Raw genomic sequence first — 20,966 nt, 5'->3', positions numbered from 1 at the left:
TCGCCAAGCGTCCACAGGTGCTTGGCTGGAAACCGAACCAGAGGCATCAGACATGACCCCCGATGAGCCGGTTGAATCGCCGATCGTCGTGGCTTGTACTGGGGATGCCGCTCGGATGTAGTGGAAACGCACGCATGCCATTGTTCTCAGCACGCGAATCACAGGTCGGTTCCGGTGGCGCCGTGATGCTAGCGTTGCTGATCCGGGCCGGGGCAGTCGCCAGTGACTTCTCCCGATAGATCGATCGTCCTGAATGACATCAGTAGCCATCGATACGGCACTAAAGTTGGACCCTAGGGGAGCTTGTAGAGTGGACATCGCAAATTCTAGTCAGCGGGAAATTCTTCCTACACTGTATCCGCGCCGATCTGGACTGAGAATAATCAAAAGTCCGATTTACTTGCGCGTGAGTGCGAACTTCCCGAATGTCTCGGCGACGGCCTCGCCGTGGCCGGTTGTCAGTGCATCGCAGCTTGACGGTACGACGTACTGTGGATGAAAAATTAGTCTTTCGTACTATTGATGGTTAAAGTTACTATTTTCTTGCGCCATATTGCAGTTATGAATAGCGATCCTTTCTCTGATGTCCTCAAATACACAGATGCCACGCCTGTTGTAACGGGCGGTTTCAGCGCCGGCGGGACGTGGGGGATCCGCTTTCCTCAACCGGACAAGATCAAGTTTTTTGCACTGCTGAAGGGTGATTGTTGGCTCGCCATAGACGGAGAGGACCGGGCTGTACGAGTGGAAGCCGGCGACGTTTTGCTCCTATCGACGCCACGCACTTTTGTTCTTGCCAGTGATCTGTCTGCTGTACCGATCGACGCAGCGGCCCTGTTCGCGGGTAATATCACCAAGACTGCAACTCTGGGAGATGGAGCTGATTGCATTCAGATCGGCGGGCACGTTCGGCTAGACCCCGTTAGCGGCTCGCTGCTCTCGGACATGCTTCCCCCCCTGATCCATGTGCGCGCAGCGTCACCACAAGCGACGGTCTTGCATTGGCTGATTGACCAACTCGTGCGTGAGCGCGAGGCCGAACTGCCCGGTGCCAATCTTTCATCAACGAATCTAGCTCAGCTTATATTTGTCCAGATCCTGCGGACGCATCTGGAGACCTCCGATACCCTGGCAGCGGGATGGCTCCGCGCGGTGGGTGACAAGCGTCTTGCGCCTGCACTCCGGTTGATGCATGGCGAGCCCCATCGTCATTGGCACCTCGAAGAACTGGCTAAGGCCTGTGCCATGTCGAGGACGACCTTCGCTCACTACTTCAAGAGTGTCGCTGGCGATGCGCCCCTGACCTACCTGACCAATTGGCGGATGTGCTTGGCCGAACGGGCACTGCGCGACGACAACGTACCAATCTCCACCCTTGCCCAATCACTCGGTTACACATCCGAAAGCGCGTTTAGCAACGCCTTCAAACGGATCGTTGGTAACTCACCAAAACGTTACCAAACTCTGGTGAAAGCCAGCGAAAAAACATCGCGCGATTTTACTCACGATTAACACTCGGACATCAGTGCTAGGTCAAGTTCAGGATAGCGACGCGGCTATCTGGTTTGGCGCCGACCGACGAGCCGATGATATTGTTGATTGCCGCCCGTTTGTTGGCGTCGGATATGACCATTACCACTATATGGTTCTTGGCACTCGCGAAGGTCTGTACTCGTTTCAGGTGTTCGGGGCCGGTGCGCTAAATATGGCAACCCACCGGTACTGAGTCGACGAAGGACACCACCTTGATATCCGAATTTTCGAGCAGAAATTCCACCTGTTCGCGGCCGCCGTGTCCCATCTGCAGTAATCACTTGGGCGCGCCGGCCTCGGCGAACAGCTCTGTCCGATTGCATGATGTGACCGGATCATGCTCAGAGAGTTTAAGTACGAAAGTGTTGCCACGGGCGATGGCCATCAGGAACGTCCACAGCGGAATCATCGCCGGGAAATGGAACGGCGTATTACCGGTGCCGACACCCAGCGGCTGCAGGTAGGAGTAACATTCGATGGCCGAGGCTAAATTTTCTATCATTTTCCATCATCAGCGCGGTGACACTGGCCGCCTGCCCGCTGCGCCGCACATCATCCTTGGCGTCTTCGAAAGTCGTGCCGGATTCTTCACTGAAGATTTTTGCCAGGTCTTCGTAGTGGTCTTTGAGCTGTTGCTGACAGCGCAACGTCAGGCGCGCTCGCTCGGGCACTGGGTTGTCTTTCCAGCTCTGGAACGCCTCTGCGGTGCTCGCTACCGCCAGCTGCTTCTCGTCGTCGGCGGTTTAAGGGGCACGGGTCGATAACGCGCCGATGGCGGGGTTGGTAACGTCAAGCCAGTCTTTACTTTGGGATTGAATCCAGTTGCCAAGCAGGTTCAGCGGTAGTTTGGCGCGTAAAACCTCTTATGCCGCGGTGGCTTTTGCCGCTGGGGAGTTTGGGGAAGTGGCGCTACCGCGCCGCTGTTAATTTGTTGGCTCGTTATTAACCCGGCAACCTGCCCGGTTGCCGGGTTAATAACCTCGTCGTTTTACTGTGCGTCGCGATGCAGCTGTTACTGCGACTGCATCGCCGGACGCTGATGTTGTTGTATGAGCCCGATTGGGGCCTCTTCCGGCTGCAAATCCAGTGTGTAAGTCAGCAACGTGTAGTCGCGCGGATCTGCCTTGCAGACAAAACCCATCGCATGGGCGAATTTTTTCACCTTGATGTTGTCCGCGGATTCGATTGAGTACATGATCTCGATACCGCGGGCACGCGCCACGTCGATCAGTTGCTGCAGCATAATCCTGCCGAGTCCTTCGTGCTGCCAGTCATCACTAACCACCACCGCGCATTCACAGGCACGGCCGTCGTCGTCCAGAGCATAGTTTGCTACCGCCACCGCACGCGGTTTATCACCGGACTCGTCCACGGCGATAAAAGCCTCGTGTTGTTCGTGATCGTTATCGGTAAGCAGTTCGATCAGTTTTTCGCTGGCCTTGCAGCTGCCGCCGATAAAGCGGTCGCGACGCGATTCCGGTGACAGCCCCTCAATCAGGCTTTTCTCCAGTTCGCCGTCTTTCCTGCATACCGGACGAATGGTCACCGAGCGTCCATCCTTCAGGGTGACTCTTTCCAAGTCCAGATGCATGCCGCATTTATCTTGGGTAGACATAGCATCTACCTCCCCACTGCCAGCGCAGTTCAAGTATTTGAATGTGTCTCAACAGAGTGTGTCCGCAGAGTCCCGACCTGTTAACAGGTCATAAATAAAGGCTATGGTGATGATTGGAGGAATCCAATGGGACGGGCGTCGGGGCGCATAAATAAAACTAGGCAGTCGGGATTGCTGTGGTATAGTGCGCTCGCTGGCCGTTTGCCAGCTGCGTCATCCGTAGGCCGCTAGCCGGCACCCTCCTGAAATTCTTTCCCTAAAGTCTCTTCGGAATCCTCTACTGAATGCCGCACCCGACCGCGTACAAGATTGCGGTCACTCGACGGCGTGGCGATTCCCTGTATTTCGCCTCTACCGATTTTTTTCGCGGGCCCGAAAGGCACGCGTTTACAGACTGATTGCGCCTCCGGTGCAATTCGAGGTTTAACTATGTTGTTTGAAGATCTGGGCCTGGCCCAGGAACTGGCCCGCGCTGTGGCTGACCAGGGCTACAGCCAGCCCACGCCGATTCAGGCCCAGGCGATTCCCGCGGTCATGAAGGGCGGCGATATCATGGCTGCCGCGCAGACCGGCACCGGCAAGACCGCCGGTTTTACCCTGCCGCTGCTGCACCGCCTCACCAATGGCACTCCCGCGCGCAACAACCAGGTGCGCGCCCTGGTACTGACCCCCACCCGCGAACTGGCGGCCCAGGTATTTGACAATGTACAGAGCTACAGCAAATACCTGCCGCTGCGCCACTCGGTGGTGTTCGGCGGAGTAAAAATCAATCCGCAGATGATGCGCCTGCGCGGTGGTGCCGATATCCTCGTCGCCACGCCCGGCCGCCTGCTCGACCTGTACAACCAGCGCGCCATCCGTTTTGACAACCTGGAAGTACTGGTGCTGGATGAAGCCGACCGCATGCTGGATATGGGTTTTATCCACGACATCAAGCGCATCCTCAAGGTGCTCCCGGCCAAGCGCCAGAACCTGCTGTTCTCGGCAACTTTCTCCGGTGAGATCCGCAACCTGGCCAAGGGCCTGCTGAATGACCCCACCGAGATCGATGTGAGCCCGCGCAACACCACCACCGAATCCGTGCGGCAGAAACTGCACCCGGTCGACAAGGCGCGCAAGCAGAAACTGCTGAGCCACCTGATCCTGGAAAACAACTGGCATCAGGCACTGGTGTTCAGCCGCACCAAGCACGGCGCCAACCGCCTGGTCAAACAGCTGGAAGCGGACAATATCCGCGCGGCGGCAATTCACGGTAACAAGAGCCAGAATGCGCGCACCAAGGCGCTGGCGGATTTCAAGGCCGGCAAGGTACAGATCCTGGTGGCCACTGATATCGCCGCGCGTGGTATCGACATCGACCAGCTGCCGCAGGTCGTGAACTTCGATCTGCCCAATGTGCCGGAAGATTACGTGCACCGTATCGGCCGCACCGGCCGGGCTGGCGCGCGGGGACAGGCGGTATCGCTGGTCAGTGCGGATGAAATCAAGCAGCTGCAGGATATCGAGCGGCTGATCAAGAAGCCGATTCCGCGTGAAGAAGTGGAAGGTTTCGAACCCAATCACGTTGTGCCGGAATCCGGGCGCAATATCGGCAAGCCTCGCAACGGCGGCGGTGCGCCGAAGCGCGGCAACGGCGGTGGGCAGGGGCGCGATGGCGCGCGCAGCGGCGGTAACCGCCGTGGCAATGGCAACGGCAATGGCGCGCCGCGGGATGACAGTCAGCGCCCGCGTCGCCGCCGGCGTCCGGCGCGCAGTACCGAAACCGCGTGAAAGTAGTGCACTGAAAGCGGTTTCTGATCACTCCGGAGCCAGCAGCACTCACCATAAAGCGAGCCTCATCTGAGGCTCGCTTTTTTTATGGGCTGTCTCCTTCCGCCTCGACGGGTGTCGGCCTGTGAGGTCGCCGGCACTACTGGGGCGGATCTGCGATGAGTGCTGCAGCATGGATGTGGACGCGAGCTCTTATCTGGTCACCCTACAATATTTTCATTTCTTTCGTTTGGTTTCAAAAGTGCAGTTTTTGGGTGGTTTTGCGGATTTTTTTGTTTTATATTGGAAATCTGCTGTTTCATTTGCTTTTGAAGTTTTCGCCGTTGCTCCCCAACTGGTGATTCCCCTGCCTCTGACTTGCCGGACTTTGGCGGTCCGCCCTCCAGAGGTAACACGTTAGCTGGCATGCAATCCTTCCTGGCGAGGGTTAGATAGGCGAACCGACTATTTGGGAGCTACCCGGTGTCCCCGCTCGTGAAAGCGAGGGGCGGCCTCACCCCGGAATTGAGTGCCAGCTGGCGCATTGTTTGAGATGGCGGATGTACAAGCCGTGATGGCGCAATAACTACCGATAAACAATCCATCCAACTGGAAAAAATAATGCGAAATTCTGTAATCGCTGGTCTGGTCACACTGCTGCTGGGGCTAAGCTCCGGTGCCTGGGCTGAAGCGCTGGGCAACGTGAAGTTCATCGAGCATGGCAAGCAGGGCGTAGAAATAAGTACCGACGACAAGGCGCAGGTCAAAGTTGTCGTCGTCAAGGATGACGTTATCCGCATCCTCGCTGCCCGCGACAAGACGCTGTTTGATGACAGCGACAAGAAGACCAGCATCGCGCTCGACCAGAAGCGCGCGGCTGCCCCGTTCAGCCTGCAGGACGAGGGGGATTACCGGCTGCTGCAGACTGATGCGCTGGCCCTGCGGATCTATTCCAACCCGCTGAAATTTGCCGCCTACAAACCGGATAACAAGACACTGATCTGGCAGGAGCTCAAGCCGATCGACTTGGCTACCGAGGGCAGCTACCAGACGTTGAGCAGCGGTAAAGACGAGCAATTTTTTGGCGGGGGAATGCAAAACGGCCAGTACGCTTTTAAAGATAAGATGCTGGAAATTTCCTATTCCGGTGGCTGGGAAGAGGGCGACCGTCCAAACCCCGCGCCCTTCTATATGAGCACTGCCGGCTACGGCGTACTGCGCAATACCTGGAGCAACGGCAGTTACGATTTCCGCTCCGAGGGCTATATCACCACCCGCCACGCGGAAAACCGATTCGATGGTTACTTCTTCTTTGGCGATACGATCAAGAACATCCTGGCCGAATACACCGCACTGACGGGCAGGGCACCACTGCTGCCGCGCTGGGCGTTCGAATACGGTGATGCCGATTGCTACAACGATGGTGACAATATCAAAAAGCCCGGCACCGTCCCTGAGGGCTGGACGGATGGCCCCACCGGAAAGACCCCGGATGTGATTGAATCCGTCGCCGCAAAGTATCGCGAATACGATATGCCCGGCGGCTGGATCCTGCCCAATGACGGTTACGGCTGTGGTTACAGTGATCTGCCCAAAGTCGTAAAAGGGCTTGAGAAATACGGCTTTAAAACCGGCCTGTGGACCGAAAACGGCGTGAAGAAAATCGCCTGGGAAGTGGGCACTGCCGGCACCCGCGCGCAGAAGCTGGACGTCGCCTGGACCGGCAAAGGCTATCAGTTCGCCATGGATGCCAATGCACAGGCCGCCTCAGGCATCCTCGACAATTCCGACAGCCGTCCCTTTATCTGGACCGTGATGGGATGGGCCGGCATTCAGCGCTATGCCGTGGCCTGGACTGGCGACCAGTCCGGCAGTTGGGACTATATCCGCTGGCATGTGCCGACCCTGATCGGCGCCGGCCTGTCCGGGATGAATTACGCCACCGGTGATGTGGATGGTATCTTCGGCGGCAGCCCCGAAACCTTCACCCGGGATTTGCAGTGGAAATCCTTCACCCCGGTTTTAATGGGCATGTCGGGCTGGTCGAAGAAGGAAAGAAAGCACCCCTGGTGGTTCGAAGAACCCTACCGCAGCATCAACCGCGACTACCTGAAGCTGAAGATGCGCCTGATGCCCTACATGTATACCTATGCGTGGCAGGCCGAACAGACCGGTGCGCCGATCATCCGCGGCCTGATGTGGGATCACCCCGAAGACCCCAATGCCTATACCGAGAAATACAAGTACCAGTTCTTCCTGGGCAAGGATTTCCTCGTGGCGCCGGTCTACCGCAGCCAGGTTGCCTCCAAGGGCTGGCGCGAGGGTATCCACCTGCCGCAGGGAACCTGGGTCGACTACTGGGACGGTCGCGTCAGCGAAGTAAATTCAAAGACGGGCACGGAACTGAATTATCCCGTTACCCTGGAAACAACTCCGGTGTTGGTGCGCGGCGGGGCCATTATCCCGATGTACCCGGCAGCCCTGTATGACGGCCAGGTACCCAAGGACGAATTGACCCTGGACCTTTATCCGTTGGGCGAATCGCACTTCACCCTGTACGAAGACGACGGCAACACCCGGGCCTATAAAAAAGGCAGTTACAGCCTGCAGGACTTCACCATGTCGGCGCCGGAGAAAGGCACGGGCGATGTGCGCGTACAAATTGCGCCGGTCAAGGGCGACTACAAAGGTCGCGAGAAGGCCAGGGTTTACCGCCTGCAAGTACACACCCGCGCCAAGCCGAAAGGCGTGACCCTGAACAACCAAGCGCTGCAGCAGTGGTCAGACAAGTCCAAGTTTGACGCCGCAGCGGAGGGTTGGTGGTTCGATCCGAAGACCCAGTACGGGGTGGTCTACGTCAAAACCAAAAAAGTGCCGGTGGACCAGGGGTACGCATTTGCGCTGCAGATCAATCCGAAAACTGCAATGGCTGCGACCAAGCCCTATCCGGAAATGCCGGCCAGGGGCAACGATATCTCCAGCGACAGCTTTATCGTGCTGAACCGCCCTGCGGAAGAAAAAGGTTTCCCGCTTGAAAATGCCTTCGATGGAAAGCCGGGTACCTGGTTCAGAACGGTCAGGGATCAATCCGTCAAGACCGGGGCCATCGAGTTCAGCCTGGCATTCAACGACCGACGCCTGATTACCGGTTTTGAAATCCAGCCACGCAATGACAAATACTGGCGTTACGGCCAGGTTCGGGATTACGAAATCTATATGGCGGACAGCAACGGCAACTGGGGAAAAGCCCTGCGTACCGGCACACTGGATGCGAAAGAAGGACTGCAGAAAGTGACGTTTGCGCCCATCGTCGGCCGCATGCTGCGCTTCCGGATCACATCGACGCAGGATCAGAACGACGCGGCCGGCAATGATCCAATGGTTCTGGCCAGCCAGAACAACAAGGATTTTGCACCGCCTTACAACGCCATGGAGCCGGTGGCGGTTAACCCGGTCACCATCGCCGAGTTCAAGCTGCTGGGCGCGAGCGAAGGGGAGAGCAAGCGGAATGTCTATCTTGCCGATCTGCCCACAGCCAAAAAGTCTGCGAATGTCGCAATGCTGACGGCAGGTAACAAGAACCAGGTGGATATGCGCGTGAATGGCCTGCAGTTCCATTCCGGTTTACAGGTGAAGGGTGACAGCCGTGTTGACTTCAATCTGCCGGAGGACGCTTCACTGTTTCGTGCTGATATCGGTATCGACGATCGGTGTCGGGACATGGCGACCATGGGCTTCCAGATATATGGCGATGGTCGGCTGCTGTATAGCAGTGGCATGGTCAAGGCACCGGCTTTCCAGAAACCTGAAATCGATGTCCGTACCCTGAAGACTTTGAGCCTGCGTACCAGAGGCGACAGCAACAGCTGTGGCAACTGGGCGAATGCGCTGATCGTCACCACGGGCACGGGGAAATAAAAACAGGGCGAACAAAAAAGGGGGAGCCTTAGCTCCCCCTTTTTTTGTTTAGCGCGCGTTCGTGTTTACTTGAGCTTCGCCATTAACGCGCTGGCAGTGGCTTCGGACGAGGCCGGATTCTGTCCGGTAATCAGCAGCCCGTCGGTCTGTACATAACTTTGCCAGTCGTCCGCTTTGGAATAATTGCCGCCATTCTGCTGCAGCATATCCTCGACCAGGAAGGGCACCACGTCGGTGAGCCCGACGGCGGCTTCTTCGGAATTGGTGAAGCCGGTGACTTTCTTGCCCTCCACCAATGGTTTGCCATCTTCACCCTTGGTGTGACGGAAGATGCCCGGTGCGTGGCACACGGCGGCGACCGGTTTTTGCGCGGCGATAAAGGCTTCGATCAAGGCGATGGAGTCGCTGTCTTCGGCCAGGTCCCACAGGGGGCCGTGGCCGCCGGGATAGAAGACCGCATCGAAATCTCCGGCTTTGATATCGGCCAGGCGCTTGGTGTGCGCCAGCACCTGCTGCGCGTCGGTGTCCTTGTGAAAGCGATCGGTCGCTTCTGTCTGTGCGTCCGGGTCGTCACTCTTCGGATCCAGCGGCGGCTGTCCGCCTTTGGGGGATGCAAGAGTCAACTCGGCGCCCGCGTCTTTGAAGGTATAGTAGGGTGCGGCGAATTCCTCGAGCCAGAAACCGGTTTTCTTGCCGGTATTTCCCAGTTGGTCGTGGGAGGTGAGTACCATCAGTATTTTCATTGCGTATACCTCGTTTGGTTAAGAATTGTTTGGGGGTAAGTGATCAGTTGTCAGCACCGACCCGAATCACGAGCTTGCCGAAGTTCTTGCCCTGCAGCAGGCCCATAAAGGCCTCCGGAGCCTGTTCCAGTCCGTCGACAATTTCCTCGCGGTACTTGATCTTGCCGCTGGCGACCCATTCGGACATCTGCGGGAAGAACTCGCCGAAGCGGTCCTGGTAATCGAAAATTATGAAGCCCTGGATTTTCAGGCGCTTGACCAGCGACATACCCATAAGTTGGCCGAGACGGTCCGGGCCTTCCGGCAGGGATGTCGCGTTGTACTGGGATACCAGTCCGCACAGCGGAATGCGCGCGAAGGTGTTGAGCAGCGGCATGACCGCATCGAAGACCTTGCCGCCGACATTTTCAAAGTAGACGTCGATACCCTTCGGGCAGGCAGCGGCCAGCTGGTCGGCGAAGTCATCGGCGTAGTGGTCGATACAGGCGTCGAAACCCAGCTCTTCCACCGCGTAGCGGCATTTCTCCGCCCCGCCGGCCACACCGACGACGCGGCAGCCCTTGATCTTGCCGATCTGGCCGACGGTAGCGCCCACCGGACCGGTCGCGGCGGCGACCACCAGCGTTTCCCCCTCCTTTGGCTCGCCGATATCCAGCAGACCCATATAGGCGGTGAAGCCCGGCATGCCGAGTACGCCCAGAGTGTAGGACGGGTGCTGCGGGGAGGCGCCCAGATTCATCAGGCCGCTGCCGTCGGACACTTCGTAATCCTGCCAGCCGCTATACGCGAGAACCCAATCGCCCTGGTTGAATTTCGGGTGGCGGGATTCCACCACGCGGCTGACGGTGGCACCGCACATGGGGTCATCCACCTGCACCGGCTCCGCGTAGGAGGGGGCATCGCTCATGCGTCCACGCATATATGGATCGAGGGACAGGTAGACGCTGCGCAGCAGCACCTCGCCGTCGGCGGGTTGCGGGATATCCACCTGCTCCAGGCGGAAATTGTCCGCTTGCGGCGCGCCCTCGGGGCGGGAGGCCAGCACGATGCGGCGGTTACTTTCGGTAGTCTGGGGCATGGTTGCTCTCCTTGGTTTGGTGTCAGTTTTAGTACAGTTATCGGCGCTTTGGCCGAGTAATTACCGCTGGCCTGCCCGCGCCGGTCCAACTCAAATTAGACCGGTCGTCTAGTGCGGCCGCCAAAAAATACCCGCACGGGGCGGGCAGTGTTTCGCGGTCAGTGTTCCCCGGCCAGGGTGGCCCGGGTGATCGCCATGGCCTGCTCCAGCGGCGCACCGGTGCGGTGCAGCTTGGTCAGCAGGCTGGCGCCGAGCCACAGCTGGTATAGCATGTTGGCGGTCTGCTCGGGATCCAGCTGCGGCGGCAGGGAACCGTCCGCGCGGCCGTTTTCGATGCAGCGGGCGACTCGCGCAATGATGCGGTCGGTGCCGTCGCGCAGGGTGATGCGCATGGGTTCCGACAGGTCCGCCACCTCGGCACTGAGTTTCACCACCAGGCACTTCTGTTCATTGCAGCCGGCGCTGTAGGTGCGCAGCCACTCCTTCCAGTAAGTCATCAGCTGCTCGGCGGCCGGTTTGTCGCCGGGCGTGAACAGGCGGTCCATATCGGCCAGGTATTTGCGAAAGTAGTCCTCCAGCAGGGCCTGGCCAAACTGTTCCTTGGATTTGAAGTAGTGATAGAAAGAGCCTTTCGGCACCCCGGCGGTGGTGAGGATCTCACTCAGGCCCACGCCGCAGAAGCCCTTGCCGGAAATAACCCGGTGGCCGGTGTCCAGCAGGTGCTGGCGGGTGTTGTCGTACTGACTGCTCATGGGCGCAAGTCTAATACTCGACTAGACCGATCGTCTAGAGCGTTTTGTTATAGCTCCCGGTTGTCAGGATATAGGGGGCTGTAGGGGTGCCATGCGACAGCCCCTGCAAACTTACAGCGCCGGTTAGCGGGCTTTGTGGTCGGCCATATAGTTCAGTGTGAGGCGGGTGAGGGCCTCGGTGCCCACCTTCAATGCACTCTCGTCGACATAGAAGCGCGGGGAGTGATTGCTGGCGGCGGTGGCGGGATCTTTGCCGGCCGGAGTCACGCCGACAAAATAGTAAAAGCCGGGCACGGCTTCGGCGAAGTAAGAGAAGTCCTCGGCGCCGGTGACCTTGGGGACTTCCATCACGCGCTTGGCGCCGGCGGCGGCGCGCAGGGCCGGCAGGGCCTCTTTGGTGAGTTCCGGGTTGTTGACGGTGACCGGATAGCCCTCGAGGATCTGCACCTTGGCCGTGGCGCCGGCGCTGGCGGCAATGTTCTCCGCGGTGATCTTGAGCTTCTCGAAGATCTGCTTGCGGTTGTCCATGTCGAAATTGCGGATGGTGCCGTTCATGAACACGCTGTCCGGAATGATGTTGTTGCGCACCCCGCCGTCGATCTTGCCGAAGGACACCACCGCCGGTTCCTTGGTGATATCGATCTGGCGGCTGACGATGGTCTGGGTGCCCATGATGATCTGCGCCGCGGTGGTAATCGGATCCACGCCGCCCCAGGGGCGCGAGCCGTGGGTCTGGCGTCCATTCACGGTGATGCGGAACTCGTCGGCGCTGGCCATCAGCGGGCCGGAGCGATAACCGATGACGCCGGTGGGCAGGCTGGAGGTGACGTGCTGGCCAAAAGCCACGTCCGGCTTGTATTTCTTGAACAGCCCTTCTTTCAGCATCAGCTTGGCGCCGCCCTCCTCGCCGTCCGGCGCCCCCTCTTCGGCGGGCTGGAAAATGAACAGCACATTGCCGGCCAGCTCGTCGCGCATGCCGGCGAGCACTTCGGCGGTACCCATCAGCATTGCCACGTGGGTATCGTGGCCGCAGGCGTGCATCACACCCACTTCCTCGCCGTTGTATTCCGTTTTGGCTTTGGAGGCGAAGGGGACATCCACCTGCTCGGTGACCGGCAGGGCATCCATATCCGCGCGCAGCGCCACCGTGGGGCCGGGTTTGCCACCCTGCAGAAAGCCGATGACTCCGGTATGGGCGACGCCGGTTTCCACCTTGATGCCGAGTTCTTTCAGGTGGCTGGCGATGTATTTGGCGGTTTCAAATTCGCGATTGCCCAGTTCGGGGTGCTGGTGCAGGTGGTGGCGCCACTCGATGACCTTGTCTTCGGTCTTTTTCAGCAGTTGGCTCGGGTCGGCCGCGTTAGCCGCGCCGGACCCCAGTAGCAATGCGCCGATGGCGGCAGACAGGAATGCGGGTTTCACTTTTTTTATCCCCTGTTTATACATTATCGTGACAGGATTCTATCTCTACCTGGCCGGAGAGCCCCATGACCAATCCGATCATTCAGCGCCTGCAGACGCAGTTGCAACAGGGCAAGGACTCACCGCTGTTGCGCTTCGGTCTCGGCAGTGCGCTGTTCAATGAGAAGGATTTTGGTGCCGCAGAGGCTCACCTGGCGGTCTGCGTGCAGCAGATGCCAGAGCACTCCGCCGCCTGGAAACTGCTCGGTCGCAGCCGGCTGGCGCTGGACGACCGCGAGGGCGCGCAGTTCGCCTTCACCCGTGGCCTCGAGGTGGCGCGGGCCAAGGGCGACAAGCAGGTGGAGCGGGAAATAGAGGTATTCATGAAGAAGCTGGAGAAAAGCCGGTCGGCCGGTGGTTGATGGGCTGGATATGGCCGCAGTAACTCCAGGTTCTGTCATTCATGTCGCCGATGACCGGCCAGTGCAGCAAGCGGGTGTCCGTTTTGTGCGCTGCTTCTCGGGCTGAGGTCACGGCCCTTCATATTTATGCTGCTTAATTTTTGATCAGCTGGGCTCGGTGGGAGTTCGACCTGCCGCCGTCCGCGACACCGCTCCACGTAGATAAATTGGCCCGTTCTTCTTCGCTACTTCTATTGTATTACTATATATAACTTATTGATTTTTAAGGTTTTTTTGGTTTCCCGCTTTGGCGGGAACAAGGTGGGATAGTTCATCTTTCGTCCCCGGGTAAAACTGGGACGACACTTGTCAGTCGCACAGCGGAGTATAGCCTGCCGCCAGATAGCGCTATCCTGCGCGTCCCATTGGGTGCTGATCATCTGGCGGAAATAAAGAATAACGACTTGACGATGGGAGAGAACTCGATGAGCAATCAATTTGGATTTAGGAAGAAATCCATCGCCGCAGCAATTGCCTGCGCGCTGACCGGTACTGCCATGGCGCAGAGCCAAGATGGGGGTGCACTGGAAGAAGTGACTGTTGTGGGTATTCGCGGCAGTTTGACCAAGTCGATGGACGTCAAGCGCGATGCTCAGGGGGTGGTGGACGCCATTTCCTCCGAGGACATCGGCAAGATGCCGGATACCAACCTGGCTGAATCACTGCAGCGTGTCACCGGTGTTTCCATTGACCGCCAGAATGGCGAAGGCAGCCGTGTGACCGTTCGCGGTTTCGGTCCCGACTACAACGTAGTAACCCTGAACGGCCGGGTGATGCCGGCCGCCAACATTGAGGCGACTGGTGCGTCAGCGTCTCGTTCTTTCGATTTTGCCAATCTGGCCGCCGAGAGCGTCAGCGCGGTGGAAGTCTACAAGACCGGCAAAGCCTCCCTGGCGACTGGCGGCATCGGCTCTGTGATCAATATTCGTACCGCTCGCCCGCTGGAACAGGACGATATGGTTCTGAATCTCAGCGCCAAAACGACCCACGATACTTCCACCAAAGAGGGTGACGACTTCACTCCGGAGCTGTCAGGCATCTTCAGCACCAAATTTGCCGACGATACCATCGGTGTCGCGCTGACCGGCTCTTATTCCAAGCGCGACAGCGGCTATGCCAAGTCGGAAACGCCTTCCGGCTGGTACACCATTCCGGGTGGTCAGGGTGACTGGGGCTCCATTGCGCCTGACAACACCAACTTCGAAAATGCACCGCAGGAAGGTGATGTCTATTCCGTGCCGCGCGGGATCGGCTATGCCTTCGGCGAGGTGCAGCGCGAGCGTACCAACGCCCAGCTAACCATGCAGTGGGCTCCCCGTGACGACTTCGAGGCGACTCTGGACTACACCTACGCCGAGCAGGACGTAGAGCAGCAGTACAATGCCATGGGCGCCTGGTTTAACGGCGTGCCCGTCTCTGGCTCCTTCACCAAAGGTTCTGGAAATGGCAGCGTAGTTGCACCGATTGTCTACACCGATGGCACGGGTTCTGACGTGACCTTTAACGCCGGCGAATGGGGCTCCGTCAACGAGAACAATTCCGTGGGCCTGAATCTGGCCTGGGACCCGACCGACCACCTGAGCCTGGCGTTTGACTACCACAACTCTACGGCGGAGAACGGGGCGAAGGACGGCCGCGGCACCAACAACAATATCGCTGGTGTCCAGTTCAACCGTGCCGCCACTACCGTGAACTACAGTGGCGACCTGCCCGCCACCAGCTTTGGGTTCATTGACGGTCAGGGCTTCGATCCCGCGCAGATGCTGACTTCCGGCAGCAGCTTCCGCAACAGCTACATGAAGCACGACATCGAGCAGGCGAAGTTCGACGGTACCTTCAAGGTCGACGACAGCGCGGTCAAGACCATTGACTTCGGTGTGTCTTACATGGAATCGACTAACCGCTCCGCCTTCGCCAACGCCCAGCGCGACACTTGGGGAGGGTACGGTTCTCCGGCCGATTATCCGGATGACATCTTCGTGCAGAAGAGCATGGCCGATGCGCTGGATCAGTTCAGCAGCGCCGACAGTGCCGGTATGACCCCCTACTACTATGCGGCCGACTTCCAGGGCATGATCAATGCCATCTCGGCTATCGCGGCGGCTAATGGCGAGACCATCAGCCCCTGTGGCACCGTACTGTGCGCCAGCGATGACTTCACCACCGACCGCACCGCGGTGGAGACGCAGCAGGCCGCTTACGCCCAAGTCAACCTGGCATGGGAAGAGGCTGCGATGCCGATGCATCTCGCCGTCGGCCTGCGCTTCGAAGACACCCAGGTGGATGCCAAGGCGAAAGTGCCGGTCTACGATTCGATCGTCTGGGCTGCCGATAATGAGTTCGTGGCGCAGAGCAGCGGGCTGGGCTTCAGCCGGCAGGAAGGTGGCTACAGCAACTGGCTGCCGAACATCGACTTTGATATCTCGCTGAGAGACGACGTCGTTGCCCGGGCTTCCGTCAGCAAGACCATCACGCGTCCTGGCTACGCTGATATTCAGGGCGGCCAGACCATCGACCCGCTACTGCGCTTCAACGGCGGCACGGCCTCTCGCGGCAACCCGGATCTGGATCCGTTCGAATCCACCAACTTCGATATTTCCGCCGAGTGGTATTACGGCGAGAGCAGCTATGTTTCCGCTGGTTACTACCGCAAGAATGTGAAGAACTTTATCGGCCAGAGCTCCTTCACGGAAAATACCTTCAATCTGGCGCACCCGGCGCAGGGGCCGCGTTATGAGCAGGCGGTTGCCGATTTGGGTACCGATGATCCCGCACAAGTGCGCGCCTATATGGAATCTCTGTACGGTGCACCGGTCGTGGGTTCTGCGGCGGAAGGCGATGCGGCGGCAGAGTTTACCGTGATAGCGCCAGTCAACGCCGAGAGTGCAATGATCGATGGCTTTGAGGTTGCCGTGCAGCATATGTTTGGCGATTCCGGCTTCGGCGGTATCGTCAACTTGACTACTGTCGATGGCGATATCTCTTACGACAACTTCAACACCAACAAGTGTGATGGCTGCGAAAACCAGTTTGCACTGCTTGGCCTGAGTGACTCGTTCAACGTCATCGGTTTCTACGACAAGGACGGCATCCAGGCACGTATTGCCTATAACTGGCGCGATGATTTCCTGACCAATACCTTCGACGGTAACGGGGAGCGAAATCCGGTGTACACCGAGGCCTACGGGCAGTGGGACGCCAATGCCAGCTACGACATTCAGGACAACCTGACCGTGTTTGTAGAGGGTATCAACCTCACCAACGAGACCCAGCGTTTGTACGGCCGCCATAAGAATATGATGATTGGCGCTATTCAAACCGGAGCCCGTTACAACCTGGGCGTGCGCTACAACTTCTGAGGCATCGGCCGATGAGGTTGCGCCAACAGGGGGTGGCTGGCCGCCCCCTGTTGGCGCGTTTACATTGGCGTGAAGATTTACGCTAATGTATTTTTTAGCTTTCTTTAAGCGGTAAAGGCTCTGCAATGCAACAGGCTCCATTATCCATACTGGTGTTGGGCGGTGGCGCTGCCGGCTGGCTGACAGCCGCCCTGTTGGCGGCGGAACACGGCCGCAATCGTGGCGGTCACTGTGATATTGCAGTGGTAGAGTCGCCCAACGTTCCCACCATCGGGGTCGGTGAGGGCACTTGGCCCTCCATGCGAGAGACCCTGCGGCGCATCGGCCTGTCCGAGCGGCGCCTGTTTACCGAATGTGACGCATCTTTCAAACAGGGCTCCCTGTTTACTTCCTGGCGCTCAGAGAGTGAGCGCGATCGCTACTACCACCCGTTTTCGCTGCCGCACGGCTACTTCGAACTGGATCTGGCGCGACAGCAGGGAGCTGATGATTACGCCTATGCGGTGACGCCGCAGGCGGCCATCTGCGATGCCGGTCTGGCACCCAAGCAATTGGCCACTCCCGAGTATGCCGGTGTGCTCAACTACGGCTATCACTTCGATGCCGGCAAGTTCGGCCGGTGTCTACGCGACCACTGCGTCTCGCAATTGGGTGTGCGGCACCTGTCGGCTGAGATCGAGCGGGTGGAAGGCGGCGCTGACGGCTCGGTTGCGGCATTGCACACCCGCGAAGGGCAGCGCCTGGCCGCCGATCTATTCGTGGATTGCTCCGGCAGCACTGGGCTGATTATCGGCGACCATCTCGGTATTCCCTGGGAAAGTAAGGCTTCGGTTCTGTTCAATGACCGGGCCCTGGCGGTGCAGGTGCCACATGAGTCTGCGGAGGCTCCTATTGCCTCGGTCACCCGCTCGACCGCACTGGCCAATGGCTGGGTATGGGACATCGGCCTGCCCACACGCCGCGGTATGGGCTACGTCTATGCCAGTGACTTTACCGACGACCAAACTGCAGAAGCGGATTTCCGCAATTTTCTCGAGCGGGAGAGCGCCATTACGAATGCGGCGGACCTGTCCGTCCGCCAGCTGCGTTTTGCACCGGGACACCGCTCGGTGTTTTGGCAGGGCAACTGCGTTGCCGTGGGGATGGCCGCCGGATTTATAGAGCCGCTGGAGGCCTCGGCACTGGCCCTGATTGAGCAGTCAGCCGGGTTGATACGTGACTTCCTGCCAGCACAGGTCGATCAGATGGAGATAGCGGCGAAGCGCTTTAACCGCCAGATGCTGGCGCACTGGGACCATATCATTGAGTTCCTGAAACTCCACTATGCCCTGTCGACGCGCTCGGACTCCGAATATTGGCGCGCCCACCGGGCACCGGAAACCTGGCCCGAATCTCTGCGTGAAAACCTGACCCTGTGGCGGCACCGTGCGCCGGCGCGCCAGGACTTTCCAATGGCGCAGCCCCTGTTTCCCCCCGCCAGTTATCGCTATGTGCTGCACGGTATGGGGTATCCGTGTGATTTCGTCCGCGCGCCGCGCGCGGACAACAACCCTGAGCAGGCGCGCGCGAAGCTCGCCGAAGTACAGCGGCAATTGGCCAGCTTCCGCAATGGGCTGCCCGGCAACCGGCAGCTGATCGAGCAGTTGATCAGCGGCGCCCAGCCACGGGTGCGAGCCGGATGAGTTATCCCGAATTTATCCCGTCGGTTGAGACGCGAGAGGATGTTTCGCCTCAGGAGCTGGCGGGGATTGTCGCTGGTCGCACCGCTCCCCTGCTTATGAAGGGCGCCCTCGCGCACTGGCCAATGGTGCAGGCGGCCCGGGCGGGGGAGCTGGCCGACTACCTGGTGCCTTTTGACCAGGAGAGGCCCTTGGTGGTGTTTCACGCGGACGCGGAAACTGGCGGGCGAATTTTTTACAACGAGAAGTTGGACGGTTTCAATTTCGAGCGGGCCACCGGCCAGCTGCTTCCGACGCTGCGGCAACTTGAAAGCGGAGCCTTTGGCGATGACTGCTGTTATGTGGGTTCGACGCCGGTTGATCACCATCTGCCGGGCTTACGGGCGCACAACGACCTGGAACTGCCCGGCTGCGAGCCGCTGGTGTCCCTGTGGTTTGGCAATCGCACGCGTATCGCTGCGCACTTTGATCTGCCGGACAATTTGGCCTGCGTGGTAGCGGGGCGCCGCCGTTTCACGATATTCCCGCCGGATCAGGTGGCCAATCTCTACCCGGGACCACTGGACTTTACCCCGGCGGGGCAGGCGATCAGTATGGTGGATTTTTACACGCCGGATTTTGAGCACTTTCCGCGTTACCGCGCTGCGCTCGAAGCTGCAGTGGTGGCTGAGATGGAGCCGGGCGACCTGCTCTATCTGCCCAGCATGTGGTGGCACCAGGTTGAGGGGCTCGACGACCTCAACGTGCTGGTGAACTACTGGTGGCGCGCGACTCCCGCCTGGACGGGACTGCCATTCGACGCACTGATGCACGCCCTGTTTACGATTGGCGGGCTTCCGGAGGCGCAGCGGCAGGCGTGGGGCCACTTATTTGACCACTTCGTGGTAAACCGCGCAGATTCGGCCGGACATATCCCCGAATCCAGACGCGGGGTGTTGGGAGAGCTCGACCGGGAAGCGGTTGGGCGTTTGCGTAAACAGCTAATTGACAGACTGCAGCGGATGCCTTGAGTCGAGAAAAGGCGAGACAATAACAAGGTGAGGTAATAATGAGTCAAGCCATCAAGAAAATCGTGATTGCCGGTGGTGGTACCGCCGGGTGGATGACCGCCGCCGCCCTGTCAAAATTGATGGGCGGTAAACTGGATATCACGCTGGTGGAGTCCGAGGCGATCGGCACCGTCGGCGTGGGCGAAGCCACCATCCCTACGCTGGTATTTTTTCACCGCCTGCTGGGTATTGATGAGGCGGAGTTCCTCGCCGCCACCCAGGGCACCTACAAGCTGGGCATCCGTTTCGAAAACTGGCGCGACCAGGGCAAAGACTACTTGCACGCTTTCGGCGTCACCGGCCAGGATTGCTGGGCCTGCGGTTTCCAGCACTTCTGGATGCGGGGCCGGCAGCTGGGGTTGGCCGGGGATTTTGGAGAGTACTGCCTGGAGCGGCGCGCAGCGGAGGCGCACAGATTTTCCCACTTGCCGAATAACGGCCTCAACTACGCTTTCCACTTTGATGCGAGCCTCTACGCGGCCTACCTGCGCCAATTCAGCGAAAGCAATGGCGTCAAGCGGGTAGAGGGCAAGATAGATCAGGTACTGCTGCGGCCCGACAACGGGCATATCCGCGCCCTCAAGCTGGATTCGGAACGTGAGCTGGACGGTGATTTCTTTATCGACTGTACCGGTATGCGCGCCCTGTTGATTGAAAAAGCCCTGCACACCGGTTTCGAGTCCTGGTCACACTGGCTGCCGTGCGACAGCGCGGTGGCAGTGCAGACCGAGGCGGTGGCACCGCCAGTGCCCTTTACCCGCTCCATCGCCCGTGAGAGTGCGTGGCAGTGGCGAATCCCGTTGCGACATCGCGTGGGCAATGGCCTCGTTTATGCCAGTAACTATCAATCCGACGAGTCGGCACGTGAGCAGTTACTGGATAATATCGACGGCAAGCCGCTGACCGATCCCCGGGTAATCAAGTTCCAAACCGGGCGCCGCCGCAAACAGTGGAATAAAAACTGCCTGGCCGTGGGCTTGTCGAGCGGTTTCCTGGAGCCGCTGGAGTCCACCAGTATCCATCTGATCCAGCAGAATATTGTGCGCTTCCTGCGCTTTTTCCCGCAGACGGAAATTCGCCAGGCGGAAGTGGATGAATTCAACCGCCAGTCAGATTTCGATGTGGAGCGCATCCGCGACTTCATCATCCTCCACTACAAGGTGACCGAGCGCCAGGATACGGAGTTCTGGCGTTACTGTCGGCAGATGGACATACCCGACAGCTTGGCCAACAAAATCGACATCTTCCGCGAAACCGGTCACGTGTTCCGGGAAGGCAGTGAATTGTTCGTGGACTCCTGGCAGCAGGTCATGCTGGGGCAGGGGTTGATGCCGGAGCGTTACCACCCGCTGGTCGATACCATGCCCGAGAGTGAGCTCGCGGAGTTCCTTGCGCAGATCAAGGGCAATGTCGATAAAAACCTCGCCAAACTGAAAGAACACAACGAGTATCTGGACAAATTTTTATCCGGTACCACGCGGCGCGCCGGATAAATGGCTGTAGGTGACAGAAAATCGAAATGGAGGTTTCGAGGTAGGGATGCCTCCGCAATTTCCCTCGCGTACGCCTGGCGGCTGGGCCTGTCTCGAGTTTGACCTGCGGATCCCGGAAGAATCCGGGGTCCGGGAA

The 20,966-nt window shown here is 59.0% G+C and carries 16 protein-coding genes; 8 read left to right on the top strand and 8 right to left on the bottom strand.

Annotated features, from left to right (window positions below; all coding sequences use genetic code 11):
* The first annotated feature begins 561 nt into the window (after window positions 1–561).
* Window positions 562–1,512 carry an AraC family transcriptional regulator gene (locus tag IG168_RS04315; protein ID WP_226876523.1) on the top strand — a complete coding sequence of 317 codons (951 nt, stop codon included), beginning with the start codon at window positions 562–564 and terminating at the stop codon, window positions 1,510–1,512.
* A 298-nt stretch (window positions 1,513–1,810) separates the two neighbouring features.
* Here IG168_RS04315 and IG168_RS20815 read toward each other — a convergent pair whose 3' ends face one another.
* The 3 genes from IG168_RS20815 to IG168_RS04300 all read right to left on the bottom strand — a co-directional run bounded on the left by IG168_RS20815 (window position 1,811) and on the right by IG168_RS04300 (window position 3,148).
* Window positions 1,811–2,035: an aldehyde dehydrogenase family protein gene (locus IG168_RS20815; protein WP_193162099.1), complete on the bottom strand. Its 225-nt coding sequence runs from the start codon at window positions 2,033–2,035 to the stop codon at window positions 1,811–1,813.
* Window positions 1,965–2,204 carry a hypothetical protein gene (locus IG168_RS20965; protein ID WP_404931988.1) on the bottom strand — a complete coding sequence of 80 codons (240 nt, stop codon included), beginning with the start codon at window positions 2,202–2,204 and terminating at the stop codon, window positions 1,965–1,967. Before IG168_RS20965 ends, IG168_RS20815 begins: the two co-directional genes overlap by 71 nt.
* A 341-nt stretch (window positions 2,205–2,545) precedes the next feature.
* Complete coding sequence (locus IG168_RS04300; RefSeq protein WP_193162097.1) at window positions 2,546–3,148, bottom strand: GNAT family N-acetyltransferase; 603 nt, start codon at window positions 3,146–3,148, stop codon at window positions 2,546–2,548.
* Window positions 3,149–3,577: 429 nt separating this feature from the next.
* Between IG168_RS04300 and IG168_RS04295 the strand changes: the two genes are divergently transcribed.
* Entirely contained in the window at window positions 3,578–4,918 is a 1,341-nt protein-coding gene (locus IG168_RS04295; RefSeq protein ID WP_193162095.1) for a DEAD/DEAH box helicase, read from the top strand.
* 200 nt (window positions 4,919–5,118) lie between these two features.
* Here IG168_RS04295 and IG168_RS04290 read toward each other — a convergent pair whose 3' ends face one another.
* Window positions 5,119–5,325 (bottom strand): hypothetical protein, encoded by a 207-nt coding sequence (locus IG168_RS04290; protein WP_193162093.1) that lies wholly within the window; start codon window positions 5,323–5,325, stop codon window positions 5,119–5,121.
* Window positions 5,326–5,518: 193 nt separating this feature from the next.
* Between IG168_RS04290 and IG168_RS04285 the strand changes: the two genes are divergently transcribed.
* Window positions 5,519–8,815 (top strand): TIM-barrel domain-containing protein, encoded by a 3,297-nt coding sequence (locus tag IG168_RS04285; RefSeq protein ID WP_226876522.1) that lies wholly within the window; start codon window positions 5,519–5,521, stop codon window positions 8,813–8,815.
* A 65-nt stretch (window positions 8,816–8,880) separates the two neighbouring features.
* On the opposite strand, the gene IG168_RS04280 is transcribed toward IG168_RS04285, so the two are convergent.
* The 4 genes from IG168_RS04280 to IG168_RS04265 all read right to left on the bottom strand — a co-directional run bounded on the left by IG168_RS04280 (window position 8,881) and on the right by IG168_RS04265 (window position 12,810).
* The gene (locus IG168_RS04280) at window positions 8,881–9,558 is read right to left on the bottom strand and encodes a type 1 glutamine amidotransferase domain-containing protein (RefSeq protein ID WP_193162091.1); all 678 of its coding nucleotides are present in this window, start codon (window positions 9,556–9,558) and stop codon (window positions 8,881–8,883) included.
* A gap of 43 nt (window positions 9,559–9,601) precedes the next feature.
* On the bottom strand, window positions 9,602–10,636 hold the full coding sequence (locus tag IG168_RS04275) for an NADP-dependent oxidoreductase (protein ID WP_193162089.1): 1,035 nt from the start codon (window positions 10,634–10,636) through the stop codon (window positions 9,602–9,604).
* Between the two features lie 158 nt (window positions 10,637–10,794).
* Window positions 10,795–11,388: a TetR/AcrR family transcriptional regulator gene (locus IG168_RS04270; RefSeq protein ID WP_193162087.1), complete on the bottom strand. Its 594-nt coding sequence runs from the start codon at window positions 11,386–11,388 to the stop codon at window positions 10,795–10,797.
* 123 nt (window positions 11,389–11,511) lie between these two features.
* The gene (locus IG168_RS04265) at window positions 11,512–12,810 is read right to left on the bottom strand and encodes a M20 family metallopeptidase (protein WP_319024658.1); all 1,299 of its coding nucleotides are present in this window, start codon (window positions 12,808–12,810) and stop codon (window positions 11,512–11,514) included.
* 65 nt (window positions 12,811–12,875) lie between these two features.
* Here IG168_RS04265 and IG168_RS04260 point away from each other — a divergent pair, with 65 nt between their 5' ends.
* The 5 genes from IG168_RS04260 (at window position 12,876) to IG168_RS04240 (ending at window position 20,830) form a co-directional block, all read left to right on the top strand.
* Complete coding sequence (locus IG168_RS04260) at window positions 12,876–13,211, top strand: tetratricopeptide repeat protein (protein ID WP_193162082.1); 336 nt, start codon at window positions 12,876–12,878, stop codon at window positions 13,209–13,211.
* Window positions 13,212–13,675: 464 nt separating this feature from the next.
* The gene (locus IG168_RS04255; protein WP_193162080.1) at window positions 13,676–16,609 is read left to right on the top strand and encodes a TonB-dependent receptor; all 2,934 of its coding nucleotides are present in this window, start codon (window positions 13,676–13,678) and stop codon (window positions 16,607–16,609) included.
* Between the two features lie 125 nt (window positions 16,610–16,734).
* Window positions 16,735–18,291 (top strand): tryptophan halogenase family protein, encoded by a 1,557-nt coding sequence (locus IG168_RS04250; RefSeq protein WP_193162078.1) that lies wholly within the window; start codon window positions 16,735–16,737, stop codon window positions 18,289–18,291.
* Window positions 18,288–19,298 (top strand): cupin-like domain-containing protein, encoded by a 1,011-nt coding sequence (locus tag IG168_RS04245; protein ID WP_193162076.1) that lies wholly within the window; start codon window positions 18,288–18,290, stop codon window positions 19,296–19,298. Before IG168_RS04250 ends, IG168_RS04245 begins: the two co-directional genes overlap by 4 nt.
* A 38-nt stretch (window positions 19,299–19,336) precedes the next feature.
* Entirely contained in the window at window positions 19,337–20,830 is a 1,494-nt protein-coding gene (locus IG168_RS04240) for a tryptophan halogenase family protein (RefSeq protein ID WP_193162074.1), read from the top strand.
* Window positions 20,831–20,966: the final 136 nt, after the last annotated feature.

Source organism: Microbulbifer hainanensis (assembly GCF_014904735.1).
Taxonomy (GTDB): domain Bacteria; phylum Pseudomonadota; class Gammaproteobacteria; order Pseudomonadales; family Cellvibrionaceae; genus Microbulbifer; species Microbulbifer hainanensis.
The sequence above is the reverse complement of the archived record's forward strand: the minus strand, read 5'-3'. Positions and strand labels throughout refer to the sequence as shown.